15 protein-coding genes and 2 tRNA genes are annotated in these 18,902 nt (G+C 68.5%); 3 read left to right on the top strand and 14 right to left on the bottom strand.

Going from position 1 to position 18,902, the window contains the following annotated elements; translation table 11 throughout:
- Positions 1–532: 532 nt before the first annotated feature.
- The 5 genes from AB4Y67_RS18455 to AB4Y67_RS18475 form a co-directional block, all read right to left on the bottom strand.
- On the bottom strand, positions 533–1,192 hold the full coding sequence (locus AB4Y67_RS18455) for an NAD(P)H-binding protein (RefSeq protein ID WP_441407211.1): 660 nt from the start codon (positions 1,190–1,192) through the stop codon (positions 533–535).
- 147 nt (positions 1,193–1,339) lie between these two features.
- A tRNA-Met gene (locus AB4Y67_RS18460) sits at positions 1,340–1,413 on the bottom strand.
- Between the two features lie 62 nt (positions 1,414–1,475).
- Positions 1,476–1,547 (bottom strand) — tRNA-Thr (locus tag AB4Y67_RS18465).
- 231 nt (positions 1,548–1,778) lie between these two features.
- Complete coding sequence (locus tag AB4Y67_RS18470) at positions 1,779–3,908, bottom strand: DEAD/DEAH box helicase (protein WP_441407212.1); 2,130 nt, start codon at positions 3,906–3,908, stop codon at positions 1,779–1,781.
- A gap of 391 nt (positions 3,909–4,299) precedes the next feature.
- Positions 4,300–4,953, bottom strand: coding sequence for an MOSC domain-containing protein (locus tag AB4Y67_RS18475; RefSeq protein ID WP_441407213.1), 654 nt, complete (start codon positions 4,951–4,953; stop codon positions 4,300–4,302).
- Positions 4,954–5,201: 248 nt separating this feature from the next.
- Here AB4Y67_RS18475 and AB4Y67_RS18480 point away from each other — a divergent pair, with 248 nt between their 5' ends.
- Positions 5,202–6,407, top strand: coding sequence for an acyl-CoA dehydrogenase family protein (locus AB4Y67_RS18480; RefSeq protein WP_441407214.1), 1,206 nt, complete (start codon positions 5,202–5,204; stop codon positions 6,405–6,407).
- An 89-nt stretch (positions 6,408–6,496) separates the two neighbouring features.
- On the opposite strand, the gene AB4Y67_RS18485 is transcribed toward AB4Y67_RS18480, so the two are convergent.
- The 7 genes from AB4Y67_RS18485 to AB4Y67_RS18515 form a co-directional block, all read right to left on the bottom strand.
- The gene (locus AB4Y67_RS18485) at positions 6,497–7,291 is read right to left on the bottom strand and encodes an SDR family oxidoreductase (protein ID WP_441407215.1); all 795 of its coding nucleotides are present in this window, start codon (positions 7,289–7,291) and stop codon (positions 6,497–6,499) included.
- Positions 7,292–7,327: 36 nt separating this feature from the next.
- Positions 7,328–8,689: a glycosyltransferase 87 family protein gene (locus tag AB4Y67_RS18490; RefSeq protein ID WP_441407216.1), complete on the bottom strand. Its 1,362-nt coding sequence runs from the start codon at positions 8,687–8,689 to the stop codon at positions 7,328–7,330.
- Positions 8,690–8,773: 84 nt separating this feature from the next.
- Positions 8,774–10,120 (bottom strand): MFS transporter, encoded by a 1,347-nt coding sequence (locus tag AB4Y67_RS18495; RefSeq protein WP_441407217.1) that lies wholly within the window; start codon positions 10,118–10,120, stop codon positions 8,774–8,776.
- The gene (locus AB4Y67_RS18500; RefSeq protein WP_441407218.1) at positions 10,117–10,656 is read right to left on the bottom strand and encodes a winged helix-turn-helix transcriptional regulator; all 540 of its coding nucleotides are present in this window, start codon (positions 10,654–10,656) and stop codon (positions 10,117–10,119) included. The genes AB4Y67_RS18495 and AB4Y67_RS18500 overlap by 4 nt, the downstream gene beginning before the upstream one ends.
- 146 nt (positions 10,657–10,802) lie before the next feature.
- Positions 10,803–12,080: a glycosyltransferase 87 family protein gene (locus AB4Y67_RS18505; protein ID WP_441407219.1), complete on the bottom strand. Its 1,278-nt coding sequence runs from the start codon at positions 12,078–12,080 to the stop codon at positions 10,803–10,805.
- Positions 12,081–12,086: 6 nt separating this feature from the next.
- A complete protein-coding gene (locus tag AB4Y67_RS18510) occupies positions 12,087–13,289 on the bottom strand; it encodes a cystathionine gamma-synthase (RefSeq protein WP_441407220.1) in 1,203 nt (400 codons plus the stop codon).
- A 78-nt stretch (positions 13,290–13,367) separates the two neighbouring features.
- Positions 13,368–14,753 carry a cystathionine beta-synthase gene (locus tag AB4Y67_RS18515; protein WP_441407221.1) on the bottom strand — a complete coding sequence of 462 codons (1,386 nt, stop codon included), beginning with the start codon at positions 14,751–14,753 and terminating at the stop codon, positions 13,368–13,370.
- A gap of 109 nt (positions 14,754–14,862) precedes the next feature.
- On the opposite strand from AB4Y67_RS18515, the gene AB4Y67_RS18520 reads away from it, so the two are divergent.
- Complete coding sequence (locus tag AB4Y67_RS18520) at positions 14,863–16,029, top strand: SLC13 family permease (RefSeq protein WP_441407222.1); 1,167 nt, start codon at positions 14,863–14,865, stop codon at positions 16,027–16,029.
- 35 nt (positions 16,030–16,064) lie between these two features.
- Here AB4Y67_RS18520 and AB4Y67_RS18525 read toward each other — a convergent pair whose 3' ends face one another.
- Positions 16,065–16,487: a VOC family protein gene (locus tag AB4Y67_RS18525; RefSeq protein ID WP_441407223.1), complete on the bottom strand. Its 423-nt coding sequence runs from the start codon at positions 16,485–16,487 to the stop codon at positions 16,065–16,067.
- Positions 16,488–16,650: 163 nt separating this feature from the next.
- Here AB4Y67_RS18525 and AB4Y67_RS18530 point away from each other — a divergent pair, with 163 nt between their 5' ends.
- Positions 16,651–17,643 (top strand): DNA-3-methyladenine glycosylase family protein, encoded by a 993-nt coding sequence (locus tag AB4Y67_RS18530; RefSeq protein WP_441407224.1) that lies wholly within the window; start codon positions 16,651–16,653, stop codon positions 17,641–17,643.
- A 93-nt stretch (positions 17,644–17,736) separates the two neighbouring features.
- Here the strand turns inward: AB4Y67_RS18530 and AB4Y67_RS18535 are convergent, their stop codons facing one another.
- Positions 17,737–18,657, bottom strand: coding sequence for an endonuclease domain-containing protein (locus tag AB4Y67_RS18535; protein WP_441407225.1), 921 nt, complete (start codon positions 18,655–18,657; stop codon positions 17,737–17,739).
- Between the last annotated feature and the right edge of the window lie 245 nt (positions 18,658–18,902).

Genomic DNA, 18,902 nt, shown 5'->3' on the forward strand with positions numbered 1-18,902 from the left:
GACGTCAACACAGCCATCGGCGTCACCGGCAACCACGGATACACCAACAACATCCCCATCACCCAACCCGGCACCTACCGCATCTGCACCTACGGCATCCCCGTCACCGCGTTCTCCAACGGCAACACCCTCCTCGGCTGCAACACACTGTCACGTTGACTGTGAGAAGCCCTGCCGAAGTGGAGCCTCGTCCCTCTGCTGAGGAACCGCGCCTATGACATCGCCATACGACGGACATGCGCGGGTCAAGTGCCACGGACACTGAGTGACCTTCCGCTGGCCTGGCCAAGTAGCAATGGCCTATGCGTGAGGCCCGTCAAGCGATAGCAGGTTTGTTCCGTCCGCGGCTGAGAACCGTTTGCTGACCCCGTCCTATGGAATGGTCGGGTACCGAAGTCAATGCGGCGCGGAAGCAGCACCAGCACCTGGAGAGTCCAATGGCGGTGGGACACATGTGGTGGGTCCGTCCGGGCCATCGTCCCGCACTCTCAGACGGAGGCCACCTGTACGCGACCGCCGCTGCACCGTTCCGCTACCTCACGGGCTCCAGGGCGGCCGCAATGGGCAGTTCCCCGTCCCGGAACTCGATGGTGCGCCCGGCCGTTGACGGCAGGCCCAGCACGGCCGCCGCAACAAGGGCAACATTGGCGCGGGCCGTTTCCCGGTTTCCCGAGTCGTCCGCGGGGTCGACGTCGATCAGGCCGTTGCCGGGCCCGTCGGTGAGCGCGCCGGGCCCAAGGATCGTCCAGGCCAGGCCCGTTCCGCGCAGGTACTCGTCCGCGGCCGCCTTGGCCTCGGCGTACGCGAAGAAGCCGTTGTCCGCCGGGACGCCGTGATCGGGGCCGGCACCGAAGTAGGACACCATGATGTAACGCCCGACGCCGGCCTCGGCCGCCGCGTCCATCGACCGGATGGCGGCATCCCTGTCCACGGCATAGGTGCGGTCCGGGCTTCCGCCGCCTGCACCGGCCGACCAGACCACGGCGTCGTGGTTCCGAAGCGCCTCGGCGATGTCCGCCGTCGTCGAATGTTCAATATCCAGGACGACAGGCGTGGCGCCGGTAGCCACGACCTCCGCCCCGTGGTCAGGGTTGCGGACGAATGACGTAACGTCCAAGCCCTCCTCGGCCAGGATGCGGGACAGTTCCAGAGCCACTTTGCCGTGGCCGCCAATGATTGCGATTCGCGTCATGGACCCATTCTGTCCCACGCGCCCCGCTGCCGCATCCGTTGCGCTGTCACTTTTGGTTGCTTTGGGGCGGCCAAAAGCACTCAATGTGGCAGAGCAACCGGGTTAAAACAAAAGGACCCCAGAGGCTGGGCCTGCAGGGTCTTTCTGTAGCGGCGGGGAGGCTCGATCTCCCGACCTCACGATTATGAGTCGTGCGCTCTAACCAACTGAGCTACGCCGCCATAAATGAGGAAAACCTGCGCTAAGCCGGTCAAAAACCGCCTTGACACAGGCCCTCATTCAGAGCCCCCCACCGGAATCGATCCGGTGACCTCGTTCTTACCAAGAACGCGCTCTACCACTGAGCTAGGGGGGCAACGAGTAAATACTCTACCGGAAGATTCCGCTCCCAACAAATCGGTAGCGGGAGGGCAGGAAAAGCGTCAAAATCAGCGAAAATCCGGGGTAATCGGCGCCACGAGACGGCCCGGAAACGGCACCGCGGCACCGGCCGGCCTCCGAATGTGACCAAGCGAACTTAACCAAGAACGGGCCGGCTCTGCAGCCGGCCCGTTCTCAGGGTGAATCAGTGCTTAGCAGCTGACGGTTACCACTTGTTGCGGGGCTTGAAGCCGCCTTCGGTGCGCGGCTTGCGGGCCGCATCGGAGCCGACGCCGCGCTCGTTGCGGTCGCTGAAGGAGCGTCCGCCACGGTCAGCGGAGGACCGCTCGCCGTCGTTCTTGCGGAACTCGCGCTTGAAGCCGCCGTTGCCCTTGAAGTTGCCGCCACGGTCGCCGCCGCCGGAGTACCCGCCACGGTCGCCGCCGCGGCTGCCCTGGTAGCTGCCACGCTCGCCGGAGGGCTTGCGGCCGTTGTCCAGCTCGAGGTGGATCAGCTCGCCGCCGATCCGGGTGCGGGACAGGGCCTTCAGCTGGTCGGAGCTCAGGTCCGCCGGGAGCTCCACGAGGGAGTGGTCCGCGCGGATGTCGATGCCGCCGATCTGGGCCGAGGAGATGCCGCCTTCGTTGGCAATGGCGCCAACGATGGAACCCGGCATGACGCGCTGGCGGCGTCCGACGGCGATCCGGTAGGTGGCGTTGCCCTCGGTCAGGGTGCGGGTCGGGCCGCGGGAGCCGAAGCCGTCCTTGGAGCGCTCGCGCTTCTGGAATTCCGGCGCGGCGGGCAGTTCCTTGACCAGCAGCGGCTGGCCGCCCTGGGCCATGACGGCCAGTGCGGCGGCGATTTCCGCGGCCGGGACGTTGTGCTCTTCCTCGTAGGAGGCGATCAGGTCGCGGAACGACGAAACATCCTCGGAGGCAAGGGTCTCGGTGATCTTCTCCGCGAACTTGCCCAGGCGCAGAGTGTTGACGGTCTCGGCCGTCGGCAGGTGCATCTGCTCCACCGGCTGGCGGGTTGCCTTCTCGATGGAACGCAGCAGGTACTTCTCCCGCGGCGTCATGAACAGGATCGCGTCGCCGGAACGTCCCGCGCGGCCGGTGCGGCCGATGCGGTGGACGTAGGACTCGGTGTCGTGCGGAATGTCGTAGTTGACCACGTGGCTGACGCGCTCAACGTCCAGCCCGCGGGCGGCAACGTCGGTAGCGACCAGGATGTCGATCTTGCCGTCGCGCAGGGCCTCGACCGTGCGCTCACGCTGCTGCTGCGGGATGTCGCCGTTGATGGCGGCAGCCTGGAAACCGCGGGAGCGCAGCTTGTCGGCGAGGTCCTCGGTGGCCATCTTGGTGCGGACGAAGGCAATGACGCCCTCGAACTCTTCGACCTCGAGGATGCGGGTCAGGGCATCCAGCTTGTGCGGGCCCATGACCTGCAGGTAACGCTGGCGGGTGTTGGCGCCGGTGGTGGTCTTGGACTTGACCTGGACCTCGGCCGGGTTGTTCAGGTACTGCTTGGACATCCGGCGGATCTGGCTCGGCATCGTGGCGGAGAACAGCGCAACCTGGCGGTCCGAGGGGGTCTGCTGGAAGATCTGCTCAACGTCTTCGGCGAAGCCCATACGGAGCATCTCGTCGGCCTCGTCCAGCACGAGGTACTGGAGTTCGGACAGGTCCAGGGAACCCTTGGAGATGTGGTCGATCACGCGGCCGGGGGTACCGACAACAACCTGGGCGCCGCGGCGCAGGCCGGCCAGCTGGGGGCCGTAGGCGGAGCCGCCGTACACCGGGAGGACGGTGAAATCGTCGATGTGCTTGGCGTAGGACGTGAAGGCCTCGGCGACCTGAAGGGCGAGCTCGCGGGTCGGGGCAAGCACCAGGGCCTGGGTCTTGCGGGACGGGCCGTTGAGGTCGTGGAGCTCGGCCAGGCGGGACAGCGCCGGTACTGCGAATGCTGCAGTCTTACCGGTGCCGGTCTGGGCGAGGCCCACGACGTCGCGGCCTTCGAGCAGCAGCGGGATGGTTGCTGCCTGGATCGGGGAGGGCTTCTCGTAGCCGACGTCCTGAAGGGCAGCGAGGACGCGGCCGTCGATGCCGAGGTCAGCGAACTTGACGCCTTCTTCTTCAGCGTCTTCTTCCTTGGCCGGGGCGGCCTTGTCTTCGGTCTTGGTGTCAGCCTGCGGTGCGGCGTCGGCAGCAGCCGGAGCCTCGACGTTCGCAGGAGCCTCGGTGAATTCCGGGGCGGAGCCGGCTGCGGGGGCAGCCGTTTCAGAAGTCTCGACGTCGGCCTGGCTGTTCTCGGTGGCGAGTTCGGTTTCGACGGAGTTGTTCTGATTTTCGGGCATAGGTGAAATATCCTCATCCATAGGGGCCAAGCGGCACAACCCGAGGTGAGCGGAGCCGCAGTACGCGTGACCGGAATCGCCGGGCATACTTTGACCGGCCGGTCACATAGAAGTCCGGCGCTTTCGCAATCCCGTGGCAGGACTTCCCGCTGCATCTCTTGGCTGCTATCCCAGCAGTCTGTACAGCGTTTTCTTYAGCCGGCTCTCCCTATGAAAATGCCCGCATCACAATCTGCGGGCCCCAACACTTACCAGTCCTGCCTCAAGAATTGGGCAGGAATAAGGGATTTCCGGAGTGGGGGATATTTCAAGTGTAGGGCATTGATCCCGCCCATGGGTAACTCAGGGGCCGCCGGCGGCGGTGAGCTTGCGCACACGGCAGCCCGCCCGGCTACACGCCGAGGCGGCGCCGCAGCTTCTCGAACTCCTGATGGTACTCGGGCTGGAGGCGGACCTGCCCGTCGGCGTCGGCGTCCCGCAGGGCCTCCATGTCCTCAACTGTGGGATCACTGAACCATTTGCCGATGGTGACGCCGTGGGTGGGGACGAAGATCCGGTGGATGTGGTCCCCCGCCTGGATGCTGCCCACCCGCACCACCCGCAGATACGTCCCCACTCGCCCGGAGTCGCTGAACCGCTTGACCCAGTGCGGCTCGTGCATCCGGCGCTGGAAGGTGGCGCAGGGGGTGCGGGGTGAGGTCACTTCGACTTCGACGTCGAGCCCGATCTTCCAGCGCTCGCCGATGACGGCGTTGGTGGCGCTGATGCCGGCGACGCGCAGGTTTTCACCGAAGATCCCCGGCGGCAGTTCGCGGCCTAGCTCCGCTGCCCAGTAGTCGGCGTCGTCCTGGGAGTAGGCATAGAGGGCCTGGTCCTCGCCGCCGTGGTGGACGCGGCTGGCCTGGATGTCACCGTGCAGTCCGAGCCGGTGCACCTTGACCGGCCCGGCCACGGACCGTTTGTCGATCGCCGTCACGCCGACGCTTCCGGGGTCGCTCAGCAACTGGTGTACGCGGCAGACGGCGAGAACAGAGGCGGTGTCCATGGCTTCAGTGTAGGCCTGCGACGCTCCCGGACCGGGCTCCGGCTGGACATGTCCCCCGCAGGCACCGAAACCACGACAGTGAACCCCCGCCCCGCCGATGCCCCTCGACGCTCCTGCCCAGTTACTTTCCTGCCAACCCCGCAAATGCGTGGCGACACCGGCGGGTCGGTCAGGATACTGGCTGGCGTCCGGAAGTAACCGGGCAGGAACGCCGGGCCGCAGAACGGACAAGACCGTAGGATGCTGGAATGAGCAACGAGGCTGGCTTCCCCGGATCTGCGGGATCCGATGTGTCCGACATCCTGGCGATCGATTCCCTGCTGAGCGCCGGGGAACTGGCGGTCCGTGAGCGGGTCCGCGATTTCACGCAGCAGCGGATCCGGCCGGGCATCGCGGGCTGGTACGACGACGGCGTGTTCCCGCTGGAGCTGGCTCCGGAGCTGGGAGAACTCGGAGTCCTCGGCATGCATCTGGAGGGCTACGGCTGCCCCGGCCGCTCCGCCGTCGAGTACGGCCTGGCGGCGATGGAGCTGGAAGCCGGCGACTCCGGCATCCGCACGTTCGTCTCCGTCCAGGGCTCGCTGGCCATGACGGCCATCCACAAGTGGGGTTCCGAGGAACAGAAACAGGAGTGGCTCCCCCGGATGGCGGCCGGCGAACTGATCGGCTGCTTCGCACTGACCGAGCCCACCGCCGGCTCGGATCCTGCCTCGATGACGACCTTCGCCCGCCGCGACGGCACCGGTGACGACGCCGGCTGGATCCTGGACGGCGCCAAACGCTGGATCGGACTCGCCTCGGTGGCTGACGTGCTGGTGGTGTGGGCGATGACGGACGATGGTGTCCGCGGTTTTGTGGTTCCGGCCGGCACCCCGGGCGTCACCGCAACGCCGATCGGACAGAAGCTGTCGATGCGCGCCTCGATCCAGTGCGATGTCACGTTCGACGGCGTCTTGCTGGGCCCCGAGGCCCTGCTGCCGGCCGCGCGCGGCCTGCGCGGACCGTTCAGCTGCCTTAACGAGGCACGGTACGGGATCGCGTGGGGTGCCATGGGCGCGGCCCGGGACTCCTACGAGGCCGCGCTGAAGTACGCCCAGGAGCGGCTGCAGTTCGGCAGGCCGCTCGCCGGGTACCAGCTGACCCAGGAAAAGCTCGTCAACATGCTGCTCGAGATCCAGAAGGGCACCCTGCTGGCACTGCAGCTGGGACGGCTCAAAGACGCCGGAAAGCTCCGTCCCGAGCAGATCTCACTGGGCAAGCTCAACAACGTGCGTGAGGCCATCGCGATCGCCCGCGAGGCCCGGACCATTCTGGGCGGGAACGGGATCACCCTGGACTATTCACCGCTCCGGCACGCCGCCAACCTTGAGTCGGTGCGCACCTACGAGGGCACCGACGAGGTCCACACCCTGGTCCTGGGCCAGCACATCACCGGCCTGGCGGCCTTCCGCTAGTCCCCGCCCCTCCGCGAGTTGGCACTTGACGGCAATGTTGAGCGCGAACACTGCCGTTAAATGCCAACTCGGCGGAGTCCGCGGGCTCGTCAGGCGGAGAAGCCGCCGTCGGCCTTGACCAGCTGGCCGGACACCCAGCGGCCTTCGGGCGACAGCAGGAACGCGACCGTTCCGGCCACGTCCGCCGGGGTTCCGAGCCGCCCGCCGGGCTGGCGCCGGGCCAGGGCTCCGCGCAGCTCCCCGTCCATCCAGCCGGTGTCCACCGGCCCCGGGTTGAGCACGTTGGCGCTGATCCCCTGCGCGCCGAGCTCCCGGGCCGCCGCGATCACGATCCGGTCCAGGGCTCCCTTGGACGCGCCGTAAGGCAGGTTGAAGGCGGTGTGGTCGCTTGTCAGTGCCACCACAGCGCCGCCCTCGGCCGAGGCCTGCCGCGCGAACGCCGCAATCAGCTGCCAGCTGGCACGGGCGTTGACGGCGAAATGCCGCTCGAAGCTCCCCAACGTCGTATCGAGGATGCCCGAGTCCACGGACTCGGCGTGGCTCAGCACGAGTCCCTGCAACGGCCCGGCCTCCGCTGCGATGTCCTCCATGAGCCGGTCCACGGCCTGCGGGTCCTGGAAGTCTGCCGGCCGGGCCACGACGGCGGCGCCCGTGGCCTGAAGTTCCGCGGTGAGGAGATCCACGTCGCCGGGCTGGACACCCCAGGGCATCCGGGCGTCATAGTCCTGCCAGTACGTCAACACGAGGTCCCAGCCGTCGGCCCCCAGCCGGCGCGCGATGCCGGCCCCGATCCCGGCCAGCCGGCCGACGCCGGTCACGAGGACCGTCTTCCGGTGCGGCGCTGCTGGCGGGCCGGGCGGATCTCCGTGGGAAGTGGCGTCCATGGGCACCACACTAGCGTCCGCCCTGCCGCGGAAACTCTAGTCCCTGGCAGCCGCAACCGCCGGGCCGACGTCCAACGACGGGCCCAGCGAGCCGCGCCGGAGCACCACGAGCCAGCAGACCAGGATGGCAAAGGCGCAGAACACGCCGGCGCTGGAGGCCATGATCCAGAGTCCGGGAGTCTGGACGTCGAGGTTCTCCGCGCCCAGCGCCGTACCGATGGTCTTGGGCGAGAAAAGGAAGACCAGGACCGAGACCCCCAGCACGCCGCCCATGAGCCAGCGCAGCCCGCGGTACCGCAGCGGGGTCTCACGGAGGGTCCAGGCGAAAGCCGGCAGGACGGCCGCCATCCAGACCCAGTGGTGCGACCAGGACACCGGGCTGATCAGCAGCATGGTGAGCGCCGTTGCCGAGATGGCCACCACGCGGGATCCCTGGGCGCTGGCTGACCGGATGACCATGGCGGCCACCGCCACCACCAGCAGGCTCAGCAGCAGCCACGGCACGGTGACAGAAGCTTCCGGTATGCCGAAGTGCAGGAGCGCACCCTTGAGCGAGAGGTTGTCGACGTAGCCGGCGCCGCCGATCCGGGACGTGTCCGGGAGGATCTCCAGCCAGAACTGCAAGGATTCGGCGGGACGGAGCAACCAGCCGACTAGGACGGTGCCGGCAAAGCCCGCGCCCATGTTCAGCAGGCCGCGCCAGTCTTTGCGCACCAGGAAGTACAGCCCGAACACCAGCGGCGTCAGCTTGATGCCGGCCGCGACGCCCACCAGGAGTCCCGTTCCGGGGAAACCGCCGGTCCAGTGCCGGTTCCGGGACAGCAGGTCCGCCGCCATCAGGCCCATGAGCAGGATGTTAATCTGCCCGAAGGCCAGAGTTTCGCGCCAGGGGCCGAGGTTCAGGACGGCCAGGACCAGCACGGCGGCGCCCCAGCGGTTGCGCGCCGAGCCGAAGGTGGCCCGCCAGTCCGTCCCGGCGTTCCAGTACCGCACCGCGCGCAGGGATACCCAGCCCCCCACCGCCGTCCCGGCCGCGTTGAACAACATGAGGGCCAGGGGTTCCGGGAGCCTCGCCAGCAGGCTGAAGAGCAGCGCGGCAAACGGCGGATACGTGAACGGCAGCTGGGGGCCGCCGGCCCAGTCGATGTTGCCCCGGTACAGGTCCGACGGCGCAGCGCCGGCGTCGTTGAGGATCTTGCCGCCGTGCCAGTAAACGCTGAAGTCGAGGCCCTGCTTGGCCCAGACACCAAGCCAGGTCCACACCAGGAACAGCACCGCGGCCACGGCCAGGAGGGTGGACAGCCGCGCAAGTTGCCGCACCGGAAGCCGCTGCCGCAGCCCGGGCGGCGATGACGGCACGGGCGGCGCGGGCCTGTTTTCGGCGTCGAGCAGTGACATGGGTCCCCCAAAATTTTAAGCTGATTCGAGGCCGATTCGGGGCGCCGGCAGGGCGCCCGGCCTCGCGCCCATCCTACAGAAGCCCTACACGGGGACTGCGACAGCGCCCGTCTTGCCGGCGTCCTTGCGGATGGTTGCGCTCACGACGGCGGCGATGGTGCACATCGCGGCTGCCCCGAACCAGGCGTAGGTGTACTGTCCGGTGGAGTCCCGGATGGCGCCGGCCGCCAGGGCCGCGGCGGCCGCGCCGAGCTGGTGGGCGGCGAAGACCCAGCCGAACACGACGCTGCCGTCCGCGCCGAAGACCTGGCGGCAGATGGCGGCGGTGGGCGGTACGGTGGCAACCCAGTCCAGTCCGTAGATCACCACGAACACGATCATGCTGGGCTGGACGGTCGCACTGAGCAACAACGGCAGCACCAGCAGGCCGATGCCGCGGAACTGGTAGTAGACCGCGAGCAGGATCCGCGGGTTGAAGCGGTCCGTCAGCCAGCCGGAGGCGATCGTCCCGACGATGTCGAAGATACCGACGACGGCCAGCAGGCCCGCCGCGGTGGTCGTGGCCATGCCGTGGTCGTGGGCGGAGGGGATGAAGTGGGTGCCGATCAGGCCGTTGGTGGTGGCGCCACAGATCGCGAACCCTGCGACGAGCGCCCAGAACGTCCGCACCTTGCTGGCCCGCTTGAGCACCTGCAGGGCACGGACGGCAGCGTTTCGCGGGGGGTCCTCGGCTCCGGCCGGTGCCGCGCTGGCTGCGGCGGCGTCCGGTTCCGGCGCGGAGCCGGGCTCCGCCTCGGCACCGTAGGGAAGCACGCCGGCGTCGGCAGGTGAGTTCTTGAGGAACTTCAGGACCAGTGGCACCACGGCCACGGCTCCTGCGGCGATCAGCAACGAGGCCTGCCGCCAGCCCGGGTCCTGGGCGAGGGCGGCGATGAACGGCAGGAAGACCAGCTGCCCGGCAGCGCTGCCGGCGGTGAGGATCCCGATGACGAGGCCGCGGCTTTTCGCGAACCAGGTGTTGGCAATGGTCGCGGCGAAGACCAGGGCCATGGACCCGGTGCCGAGCCCGATCAGCAGCCCCCAGGTGAGCAGGATCTGCCAGGACTGCGTGACCAGCACCGTCAGTGCGCTGCCGGCGGCGATCAGCACGAGCGCCGTGGCGGTGACCGCGCGGATGCCGAAGCGCTCCATCAGGGCGGCGGCAAAGGGCGCGGTGAGGCCGAAGAGCACCAGGTTGATGCTGACCGCGGCGGACAGCACGGTGGTGGACCAGCCGAATTCTGTCTGCAGCGGCACCATCAGCACGCCGGGCGCGGCCCGGAAGCCCGCGGCCCCGACCAGGGCGAGGAACGCGACTGCGGCGACGATCCAGGCCGGGTGGATCTTCCGCGGCTTCGGAGCGGGCAGCAGGGTGGTTTCGGGGGCGCTCATTGGGCGGGTCCGTTCTGGGAGGCGGCCTTTGCGGACGATGCCGGGGCGGCGTAGGTGGCGGCAAGGGGCACCGGGTCCGGGGTTCTGGTGAGGCTGTGCCAGCTGGTGTTCCGGGCCGTCAGCCGTTGCCCGCATTCGGTGCAGCTGTCCGCGGACGTGGTGCGTGCGCCGCAACCGGTGTGGACCACGAACATGTGGGCCTGCTCCGAGGGCGCCGGCAGGTGCTTTTCGGCCCAGATCACGACGGCGTTGAGCACCGGCAGGGCGTCCTCCCCCTTCGCGGTGAGCACGTACTCCTGGCGGGTGCGGCCGCCGTCGTCGTACGGCTGCCGGGTGAGGAGCCCGGCGTCGACGAGTGCCGTGAGGCGTTTGGTGAGGACGGAGTCCGCCGCCCCCAGCCGGGACTTCATGGCGTCGAAGCGGCCGTTGCCGAAGAAGACCTCGCGGAGGACCAGCATGCCCCACGGATCGCCGAGGATGTCCAGGCCGCGGGCCATGCTGCAGTTGCGCTGGGACCAGTCGGATCGAAGTGCCATGCGGACAAAACTAGCTGACTTTCTTCAAGAAAGCTACATATTTCGTCGAGTTGGCATTTCGCGGCAATGTTCCGCGAAACACTGCCGCGAACTGCGCACTCGAGGGGCGCGGGCCGGCAGCATGGGGAGCTGGAGTCCCGGCCCCGCTACACCTCGGGGCGGAGCGCGGCGCGGGAGGGGCGGTAGGCCAGGGCCCAGTAGACGAGCATGGCGATGCCGCAGAGCACGCCGAGGCTCGCCACGATCAGCTGCCATTGGGTCTGCGGGTCCTTGCCCCACTCTGCCGCCCCTGCCATGACGGCCAGGTATTTGGGTGTCAGGTAGAAGGCCAGGGCCGAGAAGGCGACGATGATCCACCCGGCGAGGCGCATCCGTCCGTTCCGGGACGGCACCCGGTGGATCGCGAAGCCCATGCAGGGCAGCGCCACGGCCATCCACACCCAGTGGTGGGACCAGGACACCGGGCTGATCAGGAGCATCAGCACGGCGGTGGCGGAGACGGCGACGAAGTTTTCGTCCGCGGCCACCGCCCAGGCGATCACGAGCGCGGCAAGCGCGGCCAGGGCCAGGGAGAGCACCAGCCACATCATGCTGGTCAGGCCGGAGTCCGGCATTCCCAGGTGCAGCAGCAGGCCCTTGACGGAGAGGTTGTCCACGTAGGCCGGCCCGCCGATCCGTCCGGTGTCCGGCAGGATCTTGGTCCAGAAGGTGAGCGAGGCCGTGGGCAGCATGGCCCAGGCCAGGCCGATCGAGCCGAAGAAGCCGGCCGCCGTCCAGCCGAGGGCCTTGAAATCTCGGCGCACCAGGAAGTACAGCCCGAACGCGAGCGGGGTCAGCTTGATGCCGGCGGCGATGCCGATCAGCAGCCCCGCGGGCCAGCGGATCTCCCCTGCCCGGGCTTTCCCGTAGAGCGCGAAGTCGGCCAGGATCAGGCCCATCAGGATGATGTTGATCTGGCCGAAGTCGAAGGTGTCCCGCCAGGGGCCGAGGAGCAGGATGGCTGCGGTGCCGGCCAGGGCCACGGCCCGGAACCGCCAGTCGGCGAACGCGTTCCGCCAGCTTCCCAGGCGGAAGTAGTGCCGTGCGAGCCAGGCTGACACGATTCCGGCGCCAAGCAGCGCAGTCGTGATGAACACGATGCTGCCGCCGCCCTGGCCCAGCGCCGCCATGGCCGCGAACAGCAGCGCCGCGAACGGCGGGTACGTGAACGGCAGCCCGTCCCGCGCCGCGTAGAGCTCGTTGACGCCGGTCTCTCCGGTCTGCAGCACCCGGCTGCCGCCATAGAAGTAGACCTCAAAGTCGTTCATCAGCGGGATGTAGGCGGAGTACAGCACCACCAGGGCGGCGGCGACGGCGAGCGCGCCGGCCGCCGTCGCGGCCCAGCCGCGGGAAGTGGAGGCCGTGGCCCTGATGGTGGTGGTCACGGGTGCCTAGCTGCCTGACTCGCCGGGCGCAGCTTCAATCCGCGAGAAAGCCTGCTCGAGGTCGGCGATGAGGTCCTCGACGTCCTCGATGCCGCAGGAGAGGCGGATCAGGTTGACGGGGACGGCAAGCTCGGTGCCCTTGACCGAGGCATGCGTCATCTCCGAGGGGTAGTTCATGAGTGATTCGATCCCGCCGAGGGACTCCGCGAGGGTGAACACGGAGGTCGATTCGGCCACCTTGCGTGCCGCCGCCTCGCCGCCCTTGAACTGCACGGAGATCATCCCGCCGAACTTCTTCATCTGCTTCTTCGCGAGCTCGTGCCCGGGGTGCGAGGGCAGTCCCGGGTACAGCACAGCCTCTACCTCTGGGCGCTGCAGCAGCCACTCCGCCACGGCCTGGGCATTGTCGCTGTGCCGGTCCATCCGGACGCCGAGGGTCTTGAGCCCGCGGGTGGTGAGGAAGGCGTCCATCGGGCCGGAGATGGCACCGACGGCGAACTGCACGAACCCGATCTTTTCGGCCAGCTCCGCGTCGTTGACGATGATCGCGCCGCCGACGACGTCGGAGTGCCCGCCGATGTACTTGGTAGTCGAATGCACCACGACGTCGGCGCCGAGCGCCAGCGGGTTCTGCAGGTACGGCGAGGCGAAAGTGTTGTCCACCACGAGGAGGGCGCCGGCGTCGTGCGCCACTTTCGCGAGGGCCGCGATGTCGGTGATCTTCATCATCGGGTTCGACGGCGTCTCCACCCACACGAGGCGGGTCTTGCTGGCCGCCACGGCCGCGGCGACGGCGTCAAGATTGGACATGTCCACCGGGGTGTTGCCGATGCCCCACTCTCCCAGCACCCGGCTGATCAGCCGGTACGTGCCCCCGTACGCGTCGTTGCCAAGCACGATGTGGTCGCCGGGGCGGGTGAGCGCGCGGATCATCGAGTCCTCGGCGGCGAGGCCGGAGCTGAACGAGAACGCTGCGGTCCCGCCTTCCAGCGCGGCGAGCTGGTCCTGCAGGGAATCACGGGTGGGGTTGGTCCCGCGGCCGTATTCGTAGCCGGCGCGCAGCACGCCGATCGCTTCCTGGGCGTAGGTGGAGGAGAAATGCACGGGCGGCACGACGGCGCCGGTGCGCGGCTCGAACTCCTGGCCGGCATGCACGGCCCGGGTGTTGAAGCCGGGGATTTTCGACGAGGGGCTTTCTGGCAAAGACATGTGCGTTCCTTTCGGCCGGGCGCCGGGCCCCCGGGGAGGGCGGTCCGGTTTCCGGGTCAGTGTGCGGTCAGTTGCAGGTCAGTTGCTCAGGTAGGCGAGCAGGTCGTGGCGGGTCAGGATCCCCACCGGGGCGCCGACGAACGTCACCATGAGGGTGTCCGCGTCGGAGAGGAGTTCGCGGGCCGTCGAGATCGATTCGAGCGAGCCGATGACCGGCAGCCGGGCCTCCATGTGTTCGGAGATCTTGTCCGACAGTTTGGCCTCACCGCGGAACAGCTTCGCGGTCAGGGTGCGTTCGTCGACGGCGCCGAGGACCTCGCCCATCACCACGGGCGGCTCCTGGGACAGCACCGGGATGTGCGAGACCCCGTACTCGTTCATGATGTTGATGACATCACGGACGCTCTCGTTGGGGTGGATGTGCACCAGGTCCGGCAGTTCCCCGGTCTTGGCCTTGAGGATTTCCCCCACGGAGGCTTCGTCGCCGCTGGCCAGGAAGCCGTAGGAGCGCATCCACTGGTCGTTGAAGATCTTGGCCAGGTAGCCGCGGCCGGAGTCCGGCAGAATCACGACGACGACGGCGTCGTCCGGCAGGTCCTTGGCGACCTGCAGGGCGGCGACGACGGCCATGCCGGAGGAGCCGCCCACCAGGAGGCCTTCTTCGCGGGCGAGCCGGCGCGTCATCTCGAAGGAGTCGGCGTCGCTGACCGCGATGACGTCGTCCGGGACCGATTTGTCGTAGTTGGCCGGCCACATGTCCTCGCCGACGCCTTCGACGAAGTACGGCCGGCCTGTGCCGCCGGAGTAGACCGAACCTGCCGGGTCGGCGCCGATGATCTTGACCATGCCGCCGTCGGACTCCGCACGGTGCGCGGAAACTTCCTTGAGGTACCGGCCGGTGCCGGTGATGGTGCCGCCGGTGCCGGCGCCGATCACGCAGTGCGTGATGCGGCCGTCCGTGTCGCGCCAGATTTCCGGCCCGGTGGATTCGTAGTGGCTGGCCGGGGCGGCCGGGTTGGAGAACTGGTCGGGCTTGTAGGCGCCGGGGATCTCGGTGACGAGGCGGTCCGAGACGCCGTAGTAGCTCTGCGGGCTGTCGGGGGCGACGGCGGTGGGCGTCACCACCACCTCGGCGCCGTAGGCCTGGAGCACGGCGCGCTTGTCCTCGCCGACCTTGTCCGGCACCACGAAGATGCAGCGGTAGCCCTTCTGCTGGGCCACCAGAGCCAGGCCGACGCCGGTGTTGCCCGAGGTGGGTTCCACGATGGTGCCGCCGGGCAGGAGCTTGCCGGTGCGTTCGGCCTCCTCGATCATCTTCACCGCGATGCGGTCCTTGATGGAACCGCCGGGGTTCAGGTATTCCAGCTTCACCAGGACCGTGGCCCCGATGCCGTCGGTAACGTGGTGCAGCTTGACGAGCGGCGTATTGCCGATGAGGTCCAGAACGGACTGGGCGTACTTCATAGGTACAAAGTTACCGTCTCCACCCGCCAGGGGCGGATTCCTTCACGTCGGGGCGGACCCCCGGCGGCACCGGGTGCGAAGATTATGCGGTGAAGCGTGGGTCCGGCCGATGAGCCTGAAGGGTTATCTGCTCCCCGCCGGCATGCTGGCGGCAGGATGCGCGGCGCTGTTCACCGGGCTCCTGCCCTGGCCGGCGTTCCAGGAACTGGCCGCCCGCACCGTACCCGTCCTGGCGTTCGTGGTTGCCATGTCCCTCGTGACGGAAATGGTGGACGACGCCGGGCTGTTCCGGGTGGTGACGGAGCGTCTCGCCGCGCTGGGCCGGGGCCGGGTGTTCCTGCTGTGGCTGCTGGTGGTCGGCCTGGCCACCGTCTCCACCGTGTTCCTGTCGCTGGATACGACGGCGGTGCTGGTGACTCCTGTCGTCGTGCTGCTGGCGGTCCACGCCCGGATCCCGCCGCTGCCGTTTGCCCTCACCACGATCTGGCTGGCCAACACCGCGTCCCTGCTGCTGCCGGTCTCGAACCTGACCAATCTGCTGGCCCAGGACCGGCTCAACTTGAGTCCGGCCGGCTTCGCCAACCTCGTGTGGGCGCCGGCCCTGGTGGGAATCCTGGTGCCGATCGGTCTTCTGTGGCTGGCGTTCCGGAAGGACCTGTCCGGCCGCTACGGGCCGCAGCCGGTCCACAAGGCCCGGGACAAGGTGCTGCTGTATTCGGCGTCGGGGGTGATGGTGCTGCTCCTGCCTGCGCTCGTCTCCGGCGTACCCGTGCAGATCCCGGCAATGGCCGCGGCAGCGGTTCTGCTGGTCCTGTTCCTCTGGCGCCGCCGCTCTGCGCTGCGCTGGACGATGGTTCCCTGGCGGCCGCTCATGCTCACTGCGGGGCTGTTCATGGTGGTGGAGGCGCTGCACGCAAACGGCCTGACGCAGGCCCTGTCCGGGATCGCCGGTTCCGGTGAAGGCCTGCCGGCTCTGCTGCAACTCGCCGGTCTGGGCGCCGGAGCCGCGAATGCCGTGAACAACCTGCCCGCCTACCTCGCGCTGGAACCGGCGGGCGACTCTCCGGTGCGGCTCGCCGCCCTGCTGATCGGCGTGAACCTTGGCCCGCTGGTGACCCCCTGGGCGTCGCTGGCCACGCTGCTCTGGCACGAACGGCTCCGCACGCTCAACGTCGAGATCCGCTGGGGAGGGTTCGCAGTGGCCGGGCTCGCCGCCGTCGTCCTGACCGTCCCGCTGGCCGTCGCGGCGCTCTGGCTCACCTCGGGCATGCCCTGACGCGGCCCGGGTTCCTCAGGCGCCGCCCGGGTTCCTCAGGCGCCGATGTCGTTTCCGGCGGCCGCCCCGCCGCCTTCGGCCGCGGCGTTCTGCCACAGACCGATGATGTTGCCTTCGGTGTCCCGGAAGTAGGCGGCCCAGCCCATGGTGCCGACTTCCTGCCGCGGCTGGACAGTGCTGCCGCCCAGGGCCGCGATCTTCTCCAGCGACGCGTCGATGTCGTCGACGTCCACCGTGACTAACGGGGAGGTGAGGTGTCCCTCGCGCCGGAACATGCCGCCGTTGATGGACCCCGGCACGGAGGGCATGCCCGTTTCATCCGACGGCGTCGTCATGAGCATGGCGTAACTCATCTCCGGCACGGGGCTGATCTTCCAGCCGAACGCCGAACTGTAGAACTCCCGTGCGCGGTTCTCGTCGTCCGCGGGGATCTCGAAATGTACTACTCCACCAGCCATCACACTCTCCTAAGAACAGGGATCCCGGGCCTCCGGGCAGGCGTGGTGGCTCCACGCCACAGCCGAAGTCTAGTCCCGCCCAAACCCGGAGTTAAGGGCCTCCGGCGACTGCGTGGGACGGGCCATAACGGCTGCTGTCAGGCGTTCGTGGAATCATGGTCGGATGACCATTGCAGACGTCCCCGCCGGCATTGCCGCCGCGGCGGACGGCTCGCTGCGGTGGCACCCGGGCGGTCCCTTCGACTTGGTGCAGACCATCGGCACGCTGCTGCGCGGGCACGGCGACCCGTCCATCCGCACCGCACCGGACGGCCTCTGGATGGCGTTCACGACGCCGTCAGGCCCCGCCACGCTCCGGCTGGCCGTGGCTTATCCGCCGGACCGCCCCGCCGCCGATCCCGCCGTCGAGGTCCAGGCCTGGGGGCCCGGCGCCGCCGATGCCGTCAGTTCCGCGCCGCGGATGCTGGGCCGAGACGACGACTGGTCCGCCTTTGATGAACCCGCGTTCCACGCCACCCTCCCCCGGATGGTCGTTGAGGCCCGACGCCGGAACCCCGCCGTGCGGCTGCCCGCCACCGGCCGCCTCATCGACTCCCTCGTGCCCACCATTCTGGAGCAGAAGGTCACTGTGATCGAGGCCCGGCGCGGCTACCGCTACCTGATGTACCGGTACGGAACGCCGGCCCCCGGCGCCGGAACGGTCGCGCCGGCGAATCTGCTGGTGCAGCCCACCGCCGAACAATGGCTGCGCATCCCGTCCTGGGAATGGCACAAGGCCGGGGTGGGTCCGCAACGGTCGGCGACTGTCATGCGCGCGCTGCGTTCCGCCGTCGCGCTGGAACGTCTCGCCGCGCTCCCGGCCGCGGAGGCCTACGCGAAGCTGCAAACGCTTCCCGGTATCGGCGCCTGGACCGCGGCGGAAGTCGTCCAGCGCACGCACGGCTGCCCGGACTCCATTGCCGTGGGCGACTACCACCTCGCGGCGTACGTCGGCGCGGCGCTGACCGGCCGCAGGACTGACGACGCAGGGATGCTCCGGCTGCTGGCTCCGTGGGCCGGGCACCGGCAGCGCGTGGTCCGGATGATCGGCCTCAGCGGCTTCCGCAAGCCGACGTTCGGCCCGCGGATGACCATCCAGGACCACCGCGGCCACTAGGCCCGTCCCCAAAATGCAACGCGGGGCCACTTAGCGCCCGTCCCGGGCGACTTTATCGGCGCGATGTGACCCCGCGTTGCTTTTGAGTGAGGGTCAGGTTCGAGGGAGCCGGGCTCTTTTGATCCGGCCGATGACGCCCTCGAAATCCTCGGCGAGGTCATCGGCGTTGACTTTGAAGTACGCCCAGCCCGCGTTGCGGAACGCCTCATCCCGCCGGTTGTCCCGGGACTGCTGTTCGCGCGTGAGGTGGGGTGCGCCGTCGTACTGGATGGCGATTCGGAACCTCCGGTAGCCCAGGTCTGCGGCCGGCGAGCGCGGATCGTCCGGATCGATTTTCACCTGCAGCTCCGGCTCCGGCAGCCGCGCGTCCAGCAGGGCCAGCCGCAGGAAGGTCTCCGGGAAGGAATCCGCGCCCACCCGCATCTCGTCGAGGGCGAGCCGGGCTTTCTCGACACCTTTCATGTTGGGATGCTGCCGGATGAGCAGCCGCAACCCGTCCTTATTGGCATACGGCTCGGACCGCTGCTCAAGGCCCGGCCGGGGAACCCTGATGATCTGGTCACCCAAGGCGATGAGGTAGTTGAGCGGCAGGACCGCGGCCAGATCCAGCCAGGTCCGGGGCGGCGCTGTCACGCGGATGCCGTCGACGTCGGTCAGCTCGCCAGGATTGGACCGCACCCGGTGGCCCGTCACACCGGCCCGGCGAACCCGGGGCAGTTCATGCGGCTTGCTGAGGTGGATGGTGGCACAGCCGCCCAGCCAGGGCGGCAGCCCCAGCAGGGTCAGGACTGCGGCGGTTTCGTGCGAGACCCAGGCGCCCGGTGTCGCGGCGGTCAGCACGCGGGCCCGTTCGATGACTTCCAGGTGCCGGCCGGCGGGCAGATAGATGAGACGGCCGCCGCCGGACAGGTCACGCGCACGCAGGCGTTTAGCCGAAACACCGAGCTCGCGGGACTCATAGACCGTGAACGGCGTCTGGGCGAGACTTTCGGGGAGCGGCGAGATGCGGACCATGCGCTCCATTGTGGCCTCGAAGCAAGCCCGGCGCAGAGGTTATCCACAGGCCCCGGGAATCACCGCAACGCGGGGTCAGTTCCGGCCCATGCGGGAGTCTCAAAGTCAATTGGTCGTTGCAACAACTGGGTTTAGGCCGCGGTGGCAATGAGTTGGCGCATGCGTTGTTTGGGGGTCTCGAGGTTGAGCGTGGGACGGGGCCGGTTGTTGAGTTTGTCGGCGATGATCTCGAGGTCCTCGGCGGT

The sequence above is a fragment of the Arthrobacter sp. YAF17 genome (genome assembly GCF_052113365.1).
In the GTDB taxonomy this organism is placed as follows: Bacteria; Actinomycetota; Actinomycetes; order Actinomycetales; family Micrococcaceae; genus Arthrobacter.